Raw genomic sequence first — 15878 nt, forward strand, 5'->3', positions numbered from 1 at the left:
GACAAGAGGGGTTAATTGATTAGGCGTTGGAGTAGCGAGCTGTTTCCGGCAGCCAGCGCTCAATTAAGGCATGCGCATGCTGTGGATACTGCTGGTGAATATGGCGCGCAACGCGCTGAACTTCGGGGATCATGGCCTGATCGCGCAACAAATCGGCCACTTTAAACTCTGCACTGCCGGTTTGGCGCGTCCCCAATAGCTCACCCGGCCCACGGATTTCCAAATCTTGCTGGGCAATCACAAAGCCGTCGTTACTGTCGCGCAGCACCTGCAGGCGTTTTTGGGCGGTTTTACTGAGCGGGGTTTTATACAGCAGCACGCAGTGAGAGGCTACCGCACCACGGCCAACCCGTCCACGTAGCTGATGCAACTGTGCCAAGCCAAGCCGCTCCGGGTTTTCGATGATCATCAGGCTGGCGTTTGGCACGTCCACCCCCACTTCAATCACCGTGGTGGCTACCAGCAGCTGCAGTTCGCCCTGTTTGAAGGCCTGCATCACCGCCTGTTTCTCCGCTGATTTCATCCGACCATGCACCAACGCCACCTTCAGTTCCGGCAGCGCAATCTTCAATTCTTCCCAGGTTGCTTCTGCGGCTTGGGCTTCCAGCAAATCAGACTCTTCGATCAGCGTGCAGACCCAATACGCCTGACGGCCTTCTTCGATACAGGCGCTTTTCACCCGCTGGATAATATCGGCCCGGCGCGTATCGGGGATCGCCACCGTTGTCACCGGCGTACGGCCCGGCGGCAATTCATCGATTACCGAGGTGTCCAGATCGGCGTAGGCGGTCATCGCCAGCGTGCGTGGGATTGGCGTGGCGGTCATGATCAACTGATGAGCATGGAACCCTTGTTCTTCGCCTTTCTCCCACAGCGCCAGCCGCTGATGCACACCAAAGCGGTGTTGTTCATCGATAATCACCAGGGCCAGGCCATTGAACTGCACCTGCTCCTGGAAGATGGCATGCGTCCCTACCACCATCGACACCTGGCCACTGGCAATAGCTTCCTGCTGGGCGAGGCGTGCCTTGCCTTTTTGCTTGCCGGCTAACCAACCCACCTCAATCCCCAAGGGTTCAAACCACTGGCGGAAGTTATTGGCGTGTTGTTCGGCGAGTAATTCGGTGGGGGCCATCAGCGCCACCTGTTTACCGTGAGCAATGACGCGTAGTGCAGCCAGGGCAGCAACCAGGGTTTTACCTGAGCCGACGTCGCCCTGCACCAGGCGCATCATCGGGAAACCTTTTTGCAGGTCCGCTTCAATATCTGCCACAACCCGCGTTTGTGCACCGGTAGGCGAGAAGGGGAGCTGGGCCAGGAACCGGTTTTTAAGCCGATCGTCAGGCGTTAGCGATAATGCCCGATAGCTTTGCGCTCCGGCGCGGACGGCCAACATGCTTAAGTTATGTGCCAGCAGCTCTTCAAGGATCAGGCGTTTCTGTGCCGGGTGCTTGCCCTGTTCCAAATCAGCCAGTTGGATATCCGGCGGCGGACGGTGCAGCATATGCAGCGCCTGTGGCAGGCTCATCAAACCGCCGCTTAATTCCGGTGGCAGCAGCTCGGCAATCGCACAGGTATCCAGCAACTCCAGCGCCTGATCGGTCAACTTGCGCAGCGTGGCCTGGCGGATCCCTTCGGTGGTGGGATACACCGGCGTCAGGGCTTCTTGTAGCTCGACCTCGCTGTTTTCCCCCTGGACACGGTATTCCGGATGGATAATCTCTGCGCCGTGGGTCCCGCGTTTGACTTCGCCATAGGCCGTTACGTGGCGGCCAGTAGCAAGGCTGTTCTTCATCGCCGCGTTGAAGTTGAAGAAGCGCATAGTCAAGATGCCGGTGCCGTCGCTGATCTGGCAGGTGAGCATGCGGCGGCGGCCAAAGCTGATATCGCTGCGCAGCACTTCCCCTTCCACCGTGGCAAAAATGCCTGGCAGCAGATCGTTGATTGGGTAGAGGCGGGTGCGGTCTTCGTAACGTAACGGGAGGTGCAACAGCAGATCCTGGATGGTATTCAGGCCGATTTTGGCCAGTTTCCCCGCCTGGCTGGCTCCAACCCCGGAAAGTGTAGTGAGTGGGACGGCATCCAGCAGGCGGCCTTTCATCGGCGTACCGTCGTTGCCTGCATGGCTGCCCACCATTCGGCGTCGGCAACCACTTGGCCTTGATCGTCAATCTGTGGGCGCGGCAGCTTTTTGCGCTTGGCCACGTTGGCTAACACCGGGTAGCCGCCTTCAAACAGCAGGCGTTGCTGTTCCTGCTCATCTAACGCGCTGAGATCGCGGCGATACATACCGGCGTTTTGCCGCTGGCGTTGGGCCTCATACAGGATCAGAGCCGCAGCGACAGAGACATTCAGCGACTGCACCATACCGATCATCGGAATGATAATGTCCTGATCGGCCAGGGCTAGCGCCTCTTCGGTGATGCCGGTTTTTTCCTGCCCCAGCAGTATGCAGGTGGGGCGGGTATAGTCTATTTCGCGAAAATCGACGGCGCGAGCAGAAAGGTGAGTTGCCAGGATCTGCATCCCTTGGCCTTTCAGATGCGTGACCGCATCGGCGATGGTGGGGTGGGTTTTGACGCTCACCCAGCTATTGCTTCCCGCAGCGGAGGAGACCAGGGTACGCATCCGTGGAGTAGGCCACACGGCATGCACCTGATGTACGCCGACGGCATCGGCAGTACGGATAATCGCGGAGACGTTATGCGGTTTGTGAACCTGTTCCAGGCAGACCGTCAGATCGGGCTGCCGGGTGGCCAGCATTTCACAAATCCGCGCATAGCGTTCGGGGCTCATAGGCGCTAGTTTCGGTTACGGTTAACTTTAATCACATCCGGCATGATACGGATCTTACGCATAATATTTGCCAGGTGGATGCGATCGCGGGTAGTCAGGCGGATAAAGGCGCTGTAGACCCGGCCATCTTTCTCTTCGGTATTCAGGCTCTGAATATTCGATTCGGCCGCGTTAATCGCCGCCGTGAGGTTGGCCAACGCACCCTGATGGTTGAACATGTCCACTTTGATTTCCGCAATGAACTCCTGCTCGGTTTCCATATCCCACTCGACCGCCATGAATTTCTCTGGCTCTTTCTGGTAGCCGCGGATATTACGACAGGATTCATGATGAACCACCAGGCCTTTGCCCGGGCTGACATGGGCAATAATCGGGTCGCCTGGGATAGGGCGGCAGCACTTGGCAAAGGTGATCAGGACGCCATCGGCGCCTTTGATGGCCAGGTTGCGCACGCCGTTCGACGAGCCCAGGCTAGACTGATCGCCCTGCAGGTTCTTCGCGACAACCACGCTCATGGCGTTACCGAGGCCGATTTCTGCCAGCAGATCGTCCAGCGTGGCCAGCTTCATGCGGTCCAGTTCATGCTGGATATTCTCTGGCGGCACTTCCGAAAGTTTGCGGCTGCCCCCGAGTGCATGGTTTAGCAAACGGCGGCCCAGGCTGACGGAATCATCGCGCTTGAGGTTTTTCAACATCTGGCGGATTTTGGCGCGGGCTTTGGAGCTCACCACAAAGTTCAGCCAGGCGGCATTTGGCCGGGCACCCGGAGCGGTGATGATCTCTACCGTCTGGCCACTGGCTAAAGCTTGTGACAACGGATGCGGCTGGCGATCGACACGTGCGCCAACGCAGGCGTGGCCGATATCGGTATGCACGGCGTAGGCAAAGTCGACCGGTGTAGCACCGGCAGGCAGCTCGACAATACGCCCTTCCGGAGTGAAAACGTAAATCTCATCGGGGAACAGATCGGATTTTACGCTTTCAATAAATTCAAACGAGCTACCGGCGCTTTGTTGCAGCTCCAACAGGCTCTGCATCCAGCGCTGGGCGCGGATCTGTGCGGTAGTGCCGCCGGTTTCGCCCTGTTCCTTTTCTTTATAGGCCCAGTGCGCGGCGACCCCCATTTCGGCCATCTGATCCATATCTTCGGTACGGATCTGTACCTCAACCGGCACGCCGTGCGGGCCGATCAGTGAGGTATGCAGCGATTGATAGCCGTTGGCCTTGGGAATGGCGATATAGTCTTTTACCCGGCCCGGGCGCGGCTTATACAGGCTGTGTGCCTGGCCTAGCACCCGGTAGCAGGTATCCACTTCTTTGACGATCACCCGGAACGCGTAAATATCCATGATGGAATGGAAGCGCTGTTCTTTCAGGTGCATCTTGCAGTAGATGGAATAGAGGTGCTTTTCCCGCCCGCTGACGCGGCAGGGGATGCCGGCTTCGGTCAGACGCCCTTCGATCTCGGAGAGGATTTTCTGGATCATCTCCTTACGGTTACCGCGCGCGGCTTTCACCACTTCTTTGATGACGCGGTAGCGGTTCGGGTAAAGCGCTTCAAAACCCAGCTCTTCCAGCTCGGTTTTCAGATGATGAATACCCAGGCGGTGGGCCAGTGGGCTATAGATTTCCAGGGTTTCACGGGCGATACGCCGCCGTTTGTCCGGGCGCAGCGAGCCAAGCGTTCGCATATTGTGGGTGCGGTCCGCCAGCTTGATCAGCACGACGCGGATATCCTGCACCATTGCCATGATCATCTTGCGGAAGTTCTCCGCCTGCGCTTCTTTCTTATCCTGGAATTTTAATTTGTCTAGCTTGGATACGCCCTCAACCAGTTCGGCAACGCTTTTGCCAAACAGTTGTTCCATATCCTGATAGGTGGCCGGAGTGTCTTCGATGACGTCGTGCAGCAGGGCTGCCATCAGCGTCTCATGATCGAGACGCATTTCCGCCAGAATACAGGCCACGGCAACCGGGTGAGTAATGTAGGGCTCACCACTGGAGCGTGTCTGTCCCTCGTGAGCATCACGTGCGACGAGGTATGCCTGTTTGAGGCGCTTAATCTGCTCCTCAGGCAAGTAACGTTGAATCAGCAGATTCAGGCTTTCAAACAGGTACAAGGCAGACTCACAGTCTAATTAACGACGACCTTCAGCAATCGCGGTAACCGCCTGGATCTCTGCGGCTTCCTGCTCTTGCTGCTCCTGGCGCTCACGAACATCGAGGATCTGGCTGTTGATCAGGCCTTCTTCGATTTCGCGCAGAGCGATAACGGTGTACTTATCATTCTCTTCAGGTACCAGTGCATCCTTACCACCGGTCTGGATTTGACGTGCCCGACGAGCAGCGACCAACACCAGGTCAAAACGGTTACCAATTTTCTCTACAGCGTCTTGAACAGTTACGCGTGCCATATTTGTGCTACTCCACAGGTGACGAAAAGACTGGGCATAATACTGAAACTGTCTTCAGTCTGCCAATAGTTTGCTGATTAAAGCATCATGCCGCAGCATTTGACGGCCCAAACGCAAGCGTTCGGCGCGAATAATGGTCTTCAGATCGGACAAGGCCAGATCGAAATCGTCATTCACGATTAAATAATCATACTCCGCGAAATGCGTCATCTCCGCGACGGCCTGCGCCATGCGCTTGGCAATCACGTCATCCGCATCTTGCCCACGGCCACGCAGGCGGCGGCCAAGCTCTTCCTTCGACGGCGGCAGAATAAAGATGCTGCGCGCCTGGGGCATTTTGGCACGGATCTGCTGTGCGCCCTGCCAGTCGATATCCAAGAAGACGTCAACGCCGGTCGACAGTACCTGCTCGATGGCCGCGCGGGACGTGCCGTAATAGTTGCCGAACACTTCTGCGTGCTCAAGAAACGCATCCTGCTCAATCATACGGCGGAATTCGTCTTTGGAGACGAAAAAGTAGTGTTCGCCGTGATTTTCACCCGGGCGGCTATCGCGCGTGGTGTGTGAAACCGAAACCTGCGTATCGTACAGCGGTTGCGTCTTTAACAAAGCCTGAATCAGACTTGATTTCCCTGCGCCACTGGGAGCAGAGACAATATAAAGCGTGCCTTGAGCCATGATGATGTTCGTTGCTAGCGGTTGATAAGTCAGTTACAGCGGATGTGTAAATTCTCCGCACAGTATACACGGCTAACGGGCGGTATGCAGCGTTAGCTCGCATTTTGGCCGCCGCTTTCTGCTAAAAACAGCGTGAAAAAGTCAATTTGCGCGGCGGATCTGGAAATTTTTGCCGTTTTCAGCAAATGCACATTCCTTTTGGGAAGTGTTTAGCACCTCCGTTTTTTGGCGTTAGCCAGCAAAGGCGATTGAGTATTTACTGCCGGGAAGCAAGGAGGTGCTCAATGTGGAGAGGTATTTACCGGGCGTTGGTGGTGATTGGAGTGCTGTGTAGCTCGGCATGGGCAAGCTGTCCGGCGTGGTCGCCAGAGCGCATGCAGGTGGAAATTACGGCGCTGGATGATCAACTGGGGCGCTGGGATGAGGCTTATTATCGCCTGGGTAACAGCCCGATTGACGATGAACTCTACGACAGCCTGTTACAGCAACTGCAAGATTGGCGGCGTTGTGTCGGTGCGGTGGGAGAGGATACGCGGCCACTGCCAGTGGGCAAAGTACCGCATCCGGTGGCGCATACCGGATTGCGTAAACTGCGCAACTCTCGTGCCGTAGAACAATGGATGCAGGGCCGTCACGATCTGTGGGTGCAACCCAAGGTTGATGGTGTGGCGGTCACTTTGGTCTACCTGCAACGTATTGGTGAACGCCATTAGCCGGGGGGACGGGCAGAAGGGTGAAAACTGGCTGGAAAAGGTCAAGGCGATCCCCGCTATCCCCAACGTTTTACCAGGGTCTACGGCCAACTTGGTGCTACAAGGAGAGCTGTTCCTGATGGTGAACGATCATCACCAGCAAACCCAAGGGGGCATCAACGCCCGCTCCAAGGTTGCCGGGATGATGATGCGTCATCCGCGCACTGCGCAACTTGAGCAGCTTGGCCTGTTCGTCTGGGCGTGGCCCGATGGCCCGCCAACCATGGCCGAACGCGTGCAACAGCTTGCCGCCATGGGGTTTACGCTGCCGCAGCAATATTCACAGCCGGTCACCACGTTGGCGGAGGTGGAGCAGTGGCGGGCAGCTTGGTACAGCGGCCCTTTGCCGTTTGTCACTGATGGCGTGGTGATCCACCAAGGGCAAGAACCTCAGGGGCGCTACTGGCAGGCCAAGCCTAATGACTGGGCGGCTGCCTGGAAATATCCCCCGGTCCAGCAAGTGGCCAGAGTCACGGATGTTGAGTTTGCCATAGGCCGTACCGGCAAAATTGCCGTGATGCTCCGCCTGGATCCGGTGCGAATGGACGATAAATGGATCCGGCGAGTTAACGTGGGCTCGCTAGCTCTGTGGCAAAAAGGGGACATCGTACCTGGCGATCATATTGCGATTAGCCTGATGGGGCATGGCATTCCGCATTTGAAACAGGTGGTCTGGCGTGAGGTTACCAGGGCAACACCCATTGCGCCAAAGCCGGAGGATTATCATGCGCTGAGCTGCTTTACCTTGCAGCCCGGATGCCGCCAGCAGTTTCTGGCGCGGCTGGTTTGGTTGAGCAGTTCCAATGGGCTGAACATCACCGGGTTGAATAAAGCTGGCTGGCAGGTGCTGGTCGATCAGGGATTGGTGAATAACCTGCTGGATTGGTTGGAGTTAACACCGGAACAGCTCAGCGCGGTGCCCAGCTTGGGGGCAAAGCGTGCACAGGCCCTTTACCAACAATTTCGTCTGGCGCGGCGGCAGCCTTTCGAGCGTTGGCCGATCGCCCTCGGCGTACCCATTTCGCCATCGCAGTCGGCCACGTTGCAAAATTGGTCACAGCTACAGCAGATGACGTTGGCACAGTGGCAGGAGCTTGCTGGTATGGGTGCGCAAAAAGCCAGAAAAGTGCAGGAGTTTTTGCAACACCCTACCTTTCTGGCACTGGTTCAAACCTTGCAGCAGCACCATATTAGCGGCTTTGAAACGGTTCCCGATCGTGCCGAACCGCTGGGCGATGCGTTCGCGAATTAATGGTCGGGATGCTGATAGTTAAACACTGGCAAGCCAAGGCGAAAGCGCAGTGCGATCAGGCGAGCACTGAGGCCTGCAACCAGGGTAATAATAATTACCATGTTATGCGGCAAGTTAAGGTATTGCAGGCCGATATACAGCCAGGCAGCGGCAAAGGCGATACCTGCATAGATTTCCTTCTGGAAAACCAGCGGGATACGGTTGCAGAACATATCGCGTAGCACGCCGCCGAAAACGCCGGTGATCACGGCGGCAATGGCTGCGATCAGTGGAGCATGGCCCATATCCAGAGCCACCTGCGCGCCGATGATCGAGAAAACAATCAGCCCAATGGCGTCCAACACCAGGAACAGATGGCGCAGGTGGCGCATCAGCGGAGCCATCCAGGTGGTGATAATTGCCGCTATGGCTATGATAACAATATACTCAGGGTGTTTTACCCAGCTCAGTGGGAAGTGCCCAAGCAGCATATCTCGCACCGAGCCTCCGCCAATGGCGGTAGCGGAGGCGATAAAAATCACGCCAAACAAATCCATTTGGCGGCGGCCTGCGGCTAACGCGCCGGTCATGGCTTCTGCGGTGATGCCGATAATATAAAGAATGCTCAGTAACATAGTGGATTCACAAGGTCGGAGGGCAAAAGTGTCAACGCCGGAGGGTAACGAGCCTGGTGGCAACGCACCACTGAGTTTTTTTGTTGGTGTTACTTTCGAATTACTTTAACTAATGTTAAATAGGTTGTTTTTGCTTGCTGCTAGTCTCTAGTGCTACTTGTGATTTTTACAACGCATTAGAAATTTATCGCTAGTATCTGTTGATGATTATTTAAGGAATATGAAAGCGAGATGAATAACACCCCGATATTGGCGGCCACCGTCGCCATAACCTTGCTGTTGAGCGGCTGCGTAGCGCCAGTGCAAAAGGCATCACCGTTTAAACCGGAAGCAACGTGCAGCATCGGCGAGCCGATGACCCAGACCACGCTCTATTTTGGCTTGAATCGCCCGGCAGGGCCGGTAATTACGGCGGTTGAATGGCAGACCTTTGTCGATCAGCAGGTAACCCCGCGTTTTAAAGATGGGTTATCGGTATTTGATGCCAAAGGGCAATGGTTGGGGAACGATGGCAAGCTGGCGCGGGAAAACAGCAAGGCGTTGATGTTGATCCATAGCCCTGATACAGCCAGTGAGCAAAACATTGAGGCGCTGCGCACCCGCTATAAACAACAGTTTAGCCAAGACTCTGTGATGCGTGTCGATGCGCCAGTGTGCGTCACGTTTTAATGAATACCCGGCTTGCCGCAACTGCAACAAGCAGGTTTATTGTTCCAGCAAAATGGCTGCTGAGCAGACAATAAAATCTGCCTGCAGCAACGTAAAAGTGTGGCTCAATTTTTCTGAAATATTTCAGCTGGCTGAGTTAAAAACCATTGTAGCCCCTTACTAATAAAGCTCGGAAAGGCTAGCGGACAATGAGGCCGACCGGACTCTTGGCTTTACTCCAGGAACCTCCGAAATTGATAAGCATAGACGTTGGACAATCTGTCAGCCTTTCATGCTTTAATATTTCGGATATCAATCATAAGTGATATTAACAACCAGCGAACCGCTGAAAAGTCCACCTTTAAGAGCGTTGGTGGAGCGTAAGGTTGCCTTGATCACCAGACTGCGTGAGGTATTATTCTCAATATAATAGCTGGATGGCACATCTGCTGGCACATCATTAAATTCCATCAACGCGCTAAGAGAACCGTCCGGCCTGAGTAAAACACCTGTGCTATTATCATAACTAACGGAAGAAACGTGCGCAAAGCCATCGCCATTAGTACAACTAATATCTATCGTGGCACTCTTTGTTGATCCATTGACAGAATTATAGAGGATTTCTCCAAAATCTATTGTCGCATTTGTGCTCGTGGCCTTACAGCTCAGATTAGGTGAGTCAGGTATCATATCAACCTTATCAAATAGATAAAAATCAACATTGCTGCTATTTGTGCCACCCGTTAAGGGTAATCCACCTACATATAAAAAGGGGCTATGGACAAATATATAACGTGACCCGCTCTTTCTAAAGCAGCCAGCATACAACATTTTGCTACCAACATTGGCGTAGGCAATATTCCTCAATTCAGCTTTGGTCATTCTATACTTTTGCCCCCAGATCGTTCCTGTAGAATTCACACCGGTTTTTACAGTGCAGGAAGCTTCCACCATGCATGTTTCAAGAGAGGGGTTTTTGTTTGCGTCACAAGCAGCTACAACACTAGGTGGTGCGGCAGCAGTCCATTCGATCGCACGAATAGTCATCATACCCGCACTATCTGGTGTAGACACAAAAAGACGACCAACGGAAACCGTTTCAGCCAAGCTTGCCGGAGATAAAACAAGAAGGAATGGGATTAAACAAAAACGTCCCATATTTATAATTTTATTTATCATGACCAAAATACTCCTGAATAGGCATTTCCATTGTTCTTCCTGAAAATTCCGTGGCCGTAATCATTATTTAACAAAGTGAAAACTATTCATAAATCAAACTAAAGTTGAGTATCGCATTAAAAACACCACGGCTGATTGTCTTATTGGCTATAGCTTTCGGTTCACCACGAACGAAGGCGTTGAAATTTATATCCATAGTGCCGGGATTTATTTCAATGTTCATGTTTGTGCCATTGTTAATATTTATCGGCTCGCCGTTGTTCGTATTTTCAAGGCCAATGGCCAATCCTGAATTTATATCACCGGAACTCACCGACAAATAACCTGGTAGAGCGTCATTTCCTGCTCCAGTAAAAGAAACACGAATCATTCTTGCCAGCGATGTATCACAATTCTGTAAATGAATAGTAATCGTCTGGCTCTTTACCCTTTCGTGAGCATAAAGATATTTATCGATGATCTCACCAAAGTCCAAAGGTATGTTTTCATCACCCGGTGAAAGTACGCAAGGCTGCCTAACCAGTTCCCCGGAGAATTTAAGATTTTCCGCCGCATACCCGCCAGATGAAATAAATATGAAACTCAGTATCAAATTTCTGAATAGTCCAACATTCATTGATTCATCTTCCTAATATTTCTACTGATACTGTACGGTTAACGTTGCAGATGCAGTAAACTTCCCCTCGGAGAGAGTCACACCACTTTCGCTCAGCGGAACCGCTTCAAGCTTTGGCCTACGCGCGGGATCAATTAAAATGGGCTGAGAAAATACAATGGGTTTTCCATCACTATAAATCTTTATGCCAAGTCCGTTAATCGTGCTCTGAATTGTCCCAGACGAAAAAGAAGCAACCGAACTAGACGATAATGTCATACTCATGGTCCAGGGCGGAGAATCTATACAGTCTAATATGAAATTGATTTCCTTACGATAACTGTCACCATCGATTTTATTAATGCCGACCTTATCAAATGAAACGTTAATATCTTGCCCGCCGTTAACTACACAAGGAGGGGGTTCAATCAGCGTCCCTTTAAATTGCATGTCAACTGCATAGGCATTAGACACGGTAAAACCAACTAATGCGCTTATAAGTATCTGCCGCCATATATTAATCATTGATAATATACCTGCATGATCGCTGTCGCGGAAAAAACTTGTCCTTTGAGTGTTACCCCTGGTCGTTTTACCAAAGTAGCGTAAAGCTGAGGTAAGACGGGATAGTTAAAGTTAAGGAACGAATTCACCGGAAAAGCCGTTGTGCCATCGGTTAAGGCTATCCCCAGATCGGTAACGGTGGTCTGCAGATTACCGTCTCCAAACCCTGCGACTGTTCCTACGACTCTTATCATCATCGAATTGGTATATTGTGCTGAGCAATGTATGTCGTAACTCACAGGCATTCGGTACTGAATGCCATCAATGTGGTTTATCATGACATTGTTGCCAAAATCAACCGAGATAACACCTTTATCTCCAGTACCCGCAATGACGCAGGGCGCAGGTTCCAAAATTCTTCCCTGAATATTCACGGTAATACTTTGCGGGGCAGGGACAGCCCGCGAAAAAGTGCTGTATCCGAGGATCAGGGCGAAGACCTGATACATTACGGTGAGCCGAATCATAGATTTCATATTCTTAGTCATACCTCATATAGAAAAAGAGGCTGGCACGAAATGCACCGGCACCAAGCGGTGCCGCTGTTCTCACCGGTGTAATAGTGAAATTAAGGGCGTCTTGCTTTGGTGTAACTAGCAGTGGTACTCCCCTGAAACCGAGCCTGACAGGTTTATTATTTTCATCTTTTATTGCCAGACCTATTCCAGAAGCCCCAGTCACAGCGACCAGCCCGGGATTTGATGTAACCGCAGGGGCTAAAAACGAGAAGGTCACTGAGGGCTGATGACGGTCTATCACTTTATTACCCGTCCAATCATCGCGATTCAGGGTACCAGCACTTATGCAGTCCCTGAGCATCAAACTAAAGGGTACGGGTATGCCAGGATCCCCAACGTGCTGGAAATGCGCAGCCGACAGCGTTCCAAGATCGATTTCCTGATAAGACGAATGTAGATCTAATCTACAGGCGCCTTCGGTCAGTACTCCCCGAACTTGAATTTTTCCTGATACGCCATCTCCGTTCCATTGACCAGGCAGGTTCGTTTGCGCATGAGCGAAATTTATTGCCATGAGAAGTAAGCTTACACGAGCAGCGATTTTTAGCATGTGACCTTCCAACCTAATGATGGTGCTTACTCTTTTACAGGCGTCGCTTTACAGCTTGAGCCCTCGCAGTGGAAAACAAGTTTTGGATGACCGCCATAGTCATTGACATATGTCAGTACTGGCGATGCCCCTAACTTGCTAGCGCTGACGTTAAGGTAATCTGATGAAAGAGGTGCCAGCATTAACGGGCGGAATTCACTCTCACTGTTACTAACAGTGCTTCCAGCATCGACAAACGTCACATAATAGGGTGTTGGGTTAGTTAACTTATAGCGTTGCCCTTCACGAACCATTACGACACTTTCCTGCCAGGGTGCAGACCTTGATGTTTCAGGCTGAACCATTTCTGCTGGCCGGTAAAAGAGTTTAATTTTTGTTTGCAATGCAATTTGCAACGTATTTGGTTTGTCGCTGCGTGGCGGAATTTCTCTCATATTGAAATAAAACAATGATTCACGATCTTTAGGCAAACTATCAATAGCCGGCAAAGACTGTAATTTTATCTGACTTTTAGAGCCTGGTTCTACGCGTTGCAGAGGAGGCACGATAGTAAGAGGGCCATTAATTTTATTACCCTTACTATCTTCTATCCATGCCTGAACTAAATAAGGTAATTTTGTATTCTCATTGCTGACATTAAGGCTGACCGATTTGTCATCACCATTAAATATGACTCTTGTGCGGTCTAATGCGATCGCGGCACTTACCGTATGTGCGCTGAAAACGCCCAAAATAGTCACGGTGGCAAAAAGTCCGTTTTTTAAAAATTTCATTAAAGAACTCCGTAATAAATTAATTTGATTTTTTTTCATTCAAAAAAATACAGGGTAAAAGAATGTTTTGCAATTTCTCATTAACGAGATTTGTTGGGAATGAAATCTGACATTGTTCAGCTCCATTCCAACGCAATTGCATAATGGCAGAAGCCTGGATACCACTTAAGTAAACGCTGCCATCATCATTCACAATTCCTACTTCTCTGTTATCTTTATTCAGCACTGTTGCACCAAAGGGGGGGGGAGACCCATCAGGCAACCTAATGTATATAATCGCTTTTTCTCCCTGAACAATACTAAAATGACGATAACCTATAGCACCTTCCGTTAACGTTATCTGCTCTACGGTATTAATGGCTTCAGCATCATTACTCAGTTTATTAACATCAATACTCAATTGATTTCGGTAGTAGTTGTTTACATCCGACACGACGGCTTTGCCAAATATATTTGAGCGCGCCACGGCACCAAAACCGCGCACCGGAACATCACTCACCCCATCGGTATCAACCATGACTCGCGCAGAGCCAGGAGTGTTAATACGGTGTAGTGCACCACCTTTCATCGTAGCCGTCAGTCCACCTTGTAACCCGATCCCCGCAGAAGTAAATCCTAACTCCTGATAGCTGGCATTGGCATTCACTTGTACATTATTGCCCGCATGACTATAAAAACCGCTGGCGGCGTTTTGAGCGCCATTTTTACCAACGCTGATCTGGTAGCTATCGAAATCATTAAGCGTTGAGAAATAGCTCACTTGATTGCTACTCCCCCCTTTGTAACGGGAGCTGTTTAAGCCGATTGAACCATGATCTCCCCAGGGAACTGACAGGGATAAATAAACACCATCATCATTTGAGTTATTAAATTTACTGCGATATGCGTTGACGGAAATATTAATGTTTTTCACGTTAGCAATATCAAGATATTTCGCCAATGCAATATTATAGCGATCATCCACTGAGCTATTCCAATAGGTACGGTGGTTATAATCTACAAATAGGCTGGCGCCAATACCTGTAAATTGCTGATTAAAGCTCACAGTATACATTTCTTTTGTGCCTGCACGACGATAATCGGACTGTCTTGCATCCAGATAATCGGCCATACTTAAATAGTCTCGCTCTGAGAAGCGATATCCGGCAAAAGTTACCTGACTATTAAACTCATCAAAACGCTTTGAATAACTCAACCGATAGGAGTTACCCTGCAAAGTCTCAGTTTGCGGAAGCTTTGCACGAGAATGCGTTGCATCTAAAGATAAAGCACCAAATAACATCAGATCGCGACCGATACCGACCGCTAAAGCCTGATAATCGTTATTAACCGTGTTTCCTCCGTAAAGTGACCAGCCATTAGCCACACCCCACGAAAACTCTCCCATTGAGAACAAAGGCCCCTGGCTGCGATGACGAAAATCAGTAGGACGCCCGGCCGATACCATATAACGCAACGTTCCCGGCCGCGTCAGATAAGGAATATCTGATGTTTGTACGCTGAACTTCTGGTTTGAGCCATCTTGCTCTTCTACTTCAACGTCAAGCTGACCGTTTACGGCATCGTTAAGATCTTGGATCTTAAATGGGCCAGGCGCGACCTGAGTCTGATAGAGTACCGCCCCTTGTTGCCTGACGGTGACCTTAGCGTTTGTCTTGGCAACACCGGTAATTTCAGGCGCATACCCGCGCAGATTAGGTGGCAACATACTATCGTCACTGCGCAATGAGACTCCGGTAAACCGAAAGCTATCAAAAATATCGGAGTTCACGAAGTTTTCACCAAGAGATAAACGTGCCTTCAAACTTTTTATCGGGCGATAAATATAATATCTTGTCCAGTCAAAACGGTTGCTATGGCTACTTCCAGCAGATTTATTATCTATCTGAGCCTGCCAGTCTGCCCGAGCGCGCCAAGGGCCAAAGTTAACACCTGCAGTCCCGTTTCCACTTATGCTGTTATTCTGACTACTATGGCGTGGACGTATAGTAGTGAAGTTTGTATTATAATCAAACAATGCACCAAATACGCCATTATCCCAGCGTGAAGGTGGATCCCAGTTCGGTGCCGTGTATTCTAAGAAAGCCTGAGGGATGCTCAGGTTTAATGTTGAAGTTGGCAGTTCAGAGGTTATTTTCCAGCCATCATCAGCTGGAATAACAAGACAAACCTCATCTTTGTTGCTCCCTGGTTGCCACTTGAGATTACTAAGATATCCTTCCTTTAAACCAAGTTGTGCGACAAGCTCTTTCGTTAAGCAAGGAAAGCTGGATTTTTCATCTTCAGGAGTCGAATAATAAAGCGTATCAAAGTCTGTGATTTTCTTCTGATTCAGAATAACAGCCATGCGATAGACGCCCGGCATGATATAACCAGCGACAGCGAATACCGAAAGATCAAGATTTTTTTTATCATTCGTATCAAGGATGTCAGTGTTAAACTGAGTTTCTTCAGCCGCATACACGTTAATCTGCCCCAAAAAGGCAAGCACAACTATGCATGCGATTCCACTTTTTGATAATTTCAGTATTTTTTTTGACATCCT

16 protein-coding genes are annotated in these 15878 nt (G+C 50.8%); 3 read left to right on the top strand and 13 right to left on the bottom strand.

Annotated elements, in window-relative coordinates; all coding sequences use genetic code 11:
- Positions 1-19 precede the first annotated feature (19 nt).
- From recG to gmk, 5 genes are read right to left on the bottom strand one after another with little or no spacing between them, the layout of a single operon-like run.
- A complete protein-coding gene (gene recG / locus N6G83_RS41225; RefSeq protein ID WP_074029798.1) occupies positions 20-2101 on the bottom strand; it encodes an ATP-dependent DNA helicase RecG in 2082 nt (693 codons plus the stop codon).
- Positions 2098-2796, bottom strand: a complete 699-nt coding sequence (gene trmH / locus N6G83_RS41230; protein ID WP_024482947.1) for a tRNA (guanosine(18)-2'-O)-methyltransferase TrmH — start codon at positions 2794-2796, stop codon at positions 2098-2100. Before trmH ends, recG begins: the two co-directional genes overlap by 4 nt.
- A 5-nt stretch (positions 2797-2801) precedes the next feature.
- Positions 2802-4916: a bifunctional GTP diphosphokinase/guanosine-3',5'-bis pyrophosphate 3'-pyrophosphohydrolase gene (gene spoT, locus N6G83_RS41235; protein ID WP_024482946.1), complete on the bottom strand. Its 2115-nt coding sequence runs from the start codon at positions 4914-4916 to the stop codon at positions 2802-2804.
- A gap of 18 nt (positions 4917-4934) precedes the next feature.
- Positions 4935-5210, bottom strand: a complete 276-nt coding sequence (gene rpoZ, locus N6G83_RS41240) for a DNA-directed RNA polymerase subunit omega (protein WP_024482945.1) — start codon at positions 5208-5210, stop codon at positions 4935-4937.
- Positions 5211-5264: 54 nt separating this feature from the next.
- Positions 5265-5888: a guanylate kinase gene (gmk, locus tag N6G83_RS41245; protein ID WP_024482944.1), complete on the bottom strand. Its 624-nt coding sequence runs from the start codon at positions 5886-5888 to the stop codon at positions 5265-5267.
- A 284-nt stretch (positions 5889-6172) separates the two neighbouring features.
- On the opposite strand from gmk, the gene N6G83_RS54845 reads away from it, so the two are divergent.
- Complete coding sequence (locus N6G83_RS54845) at positions 6173-6601, top strand: hypothetical protein (protein ID WP_312847406.1); 429 nt, start codon at positions 6173-6175, stop codon at positions 6599-6601.
- Positions 6588-7892 (top strand): NAD-dependent DNA ligase LigB, encoded by a 1305-nt coding sequence (gene ligB / locus N6G83_RS41250; RefSeq protein ID WP_312847407.1) that lies wholly within the window; start codon positions 6588-6590, stop codon positions 7890-7892. The genes N6G83_RS54845 and ligB overlap by 14 nt, the downstream gene beginning before the upstream one ends.
- Here the strand turns inward: ligB and N6G83_RS41255 are convergent.
- Positions 7889-8506: a trimeric intracellular cation channel family protein gene (locus tag N6G83_RS41255; RefSeq protein WP_024527839.1), complete on the bottom strand. Its 618-nt coding sequence runs from the start codon at positions 8504-8506 to the stop codon at positions 7889-7891. The two genes, ligB and N6G83_RS41255, sit on opposite strands and share 4 nt — an antisense overlap.
- 231 nt (positions 8507-8737) lie before the next feature.
- On the opposite strand from N6G83_RS41255, the gene N6G83_RS41260 reads away from it, so the two are divergent.
- Positions 8738-9175 (top strand): DUF3574 domain-containing protein, encoded by a 438-nt coding sequence (locus N6G83_RS41260; RefSeq protein ID WP_211135444.1) that lies wholly within the window; start codon positions 8738-8740, stop codon positions 9173-9175.
- Between the two features lie 291 nt (positions 9176-9466).
- Here N6G83_RS41260 and N6G83_RS41265 read toward each other — a convergent pair whose 3' ends face one another.
- From N6G83_RS41265 to N6G83_RS41295, 7 genes are all read right to left on the bottom strand, one after another.
- Positions 9467-10333 carry a hypothetical protein gene (locus N6G83_RS41265; protein ID WP_211135446.1) on the bottom strand — a complete coding sequence of 289 codons (867 nt, stop codon included), beginning with the start codon at positions 10331-10333 and terminating at the stop codon, positions 9467-9469.
- 82 nt (positions 10334-10415) lie between these two features.
- The gene (locus tag N6G83_RS41270) at positions 10416-10949 is read right to left on the bottom strand and encodes a fimbrial protein (RefSeq protein ID WP_065683721.1); all 534 of its coding nucleotides are present in this window, start codon (positions 10947-10949) and stop codon (positions 10416-10418) included.
- Positions 10950-10970: 21 nt separating this feature from the next.
- Positions 10971-11453 (bottom strand): fimbrial protein, encoded by a 483-nt coding sequence (locus N6G83_RS41275; RefSeq protein ID WP_065683722.1) that lies wholly within the window; start codon positions 11451-11453, stop codon positions 10971-10973.
- Positions 11450-11968 carry a fimbrial protein gene (locus N6G83_RS41280; RefSeq protein WP_192958298.1) on the bottom strand — a complete coding sequence of 173 codons (519 nt, stop codon included), beginning with the start codon at positions 11966-11968 and terminating at the stop codon, positions 11450-11452. The genes N6G83_RS41275 and N6G83_RS41280 overlap by 4 nt, the downstream gene beginning before the upstream one ends.
- Before the next feature lie 4 nt (positions 11969-11972).
- Positions 11973-12560, bottom strand: a complete 588-nt coding sequence (locus N6G83_RS41285; protein WP_024527844.1) for a fimbrial protein — start codon at positions 12558-12560, stop codon at positions 11973-11975.
- Positions 12561-12586: 26 nt separating this feature from the next.
- A complete protein-coding gene (locus N6G83_RS41290; protein ID WP_211135448.1) occupies positions 12587-13333 on the bottom strand; it encodes a fimbria/pilus periplasmic chaperone in 747 nt (248 codons plus the stop codon).
- Between the two features lie 19 nt (positions 13334-13352).
- Positions 13353-15875 (bottom strand): outer membrane usher protein, encoded by a 2523-nt coding sequence (locus N6G83_RS41295; RefSeq protein WP_248006612.1) that lies wholly within the window; start codon positions 15873-15875, stop codon positions 13353-13355.
- Positions 15876-15878: the final 3 nt, after the last annotated feature.

It is taken from the genome of Serratia sp. PL7 (assembly GCF_945957435.1).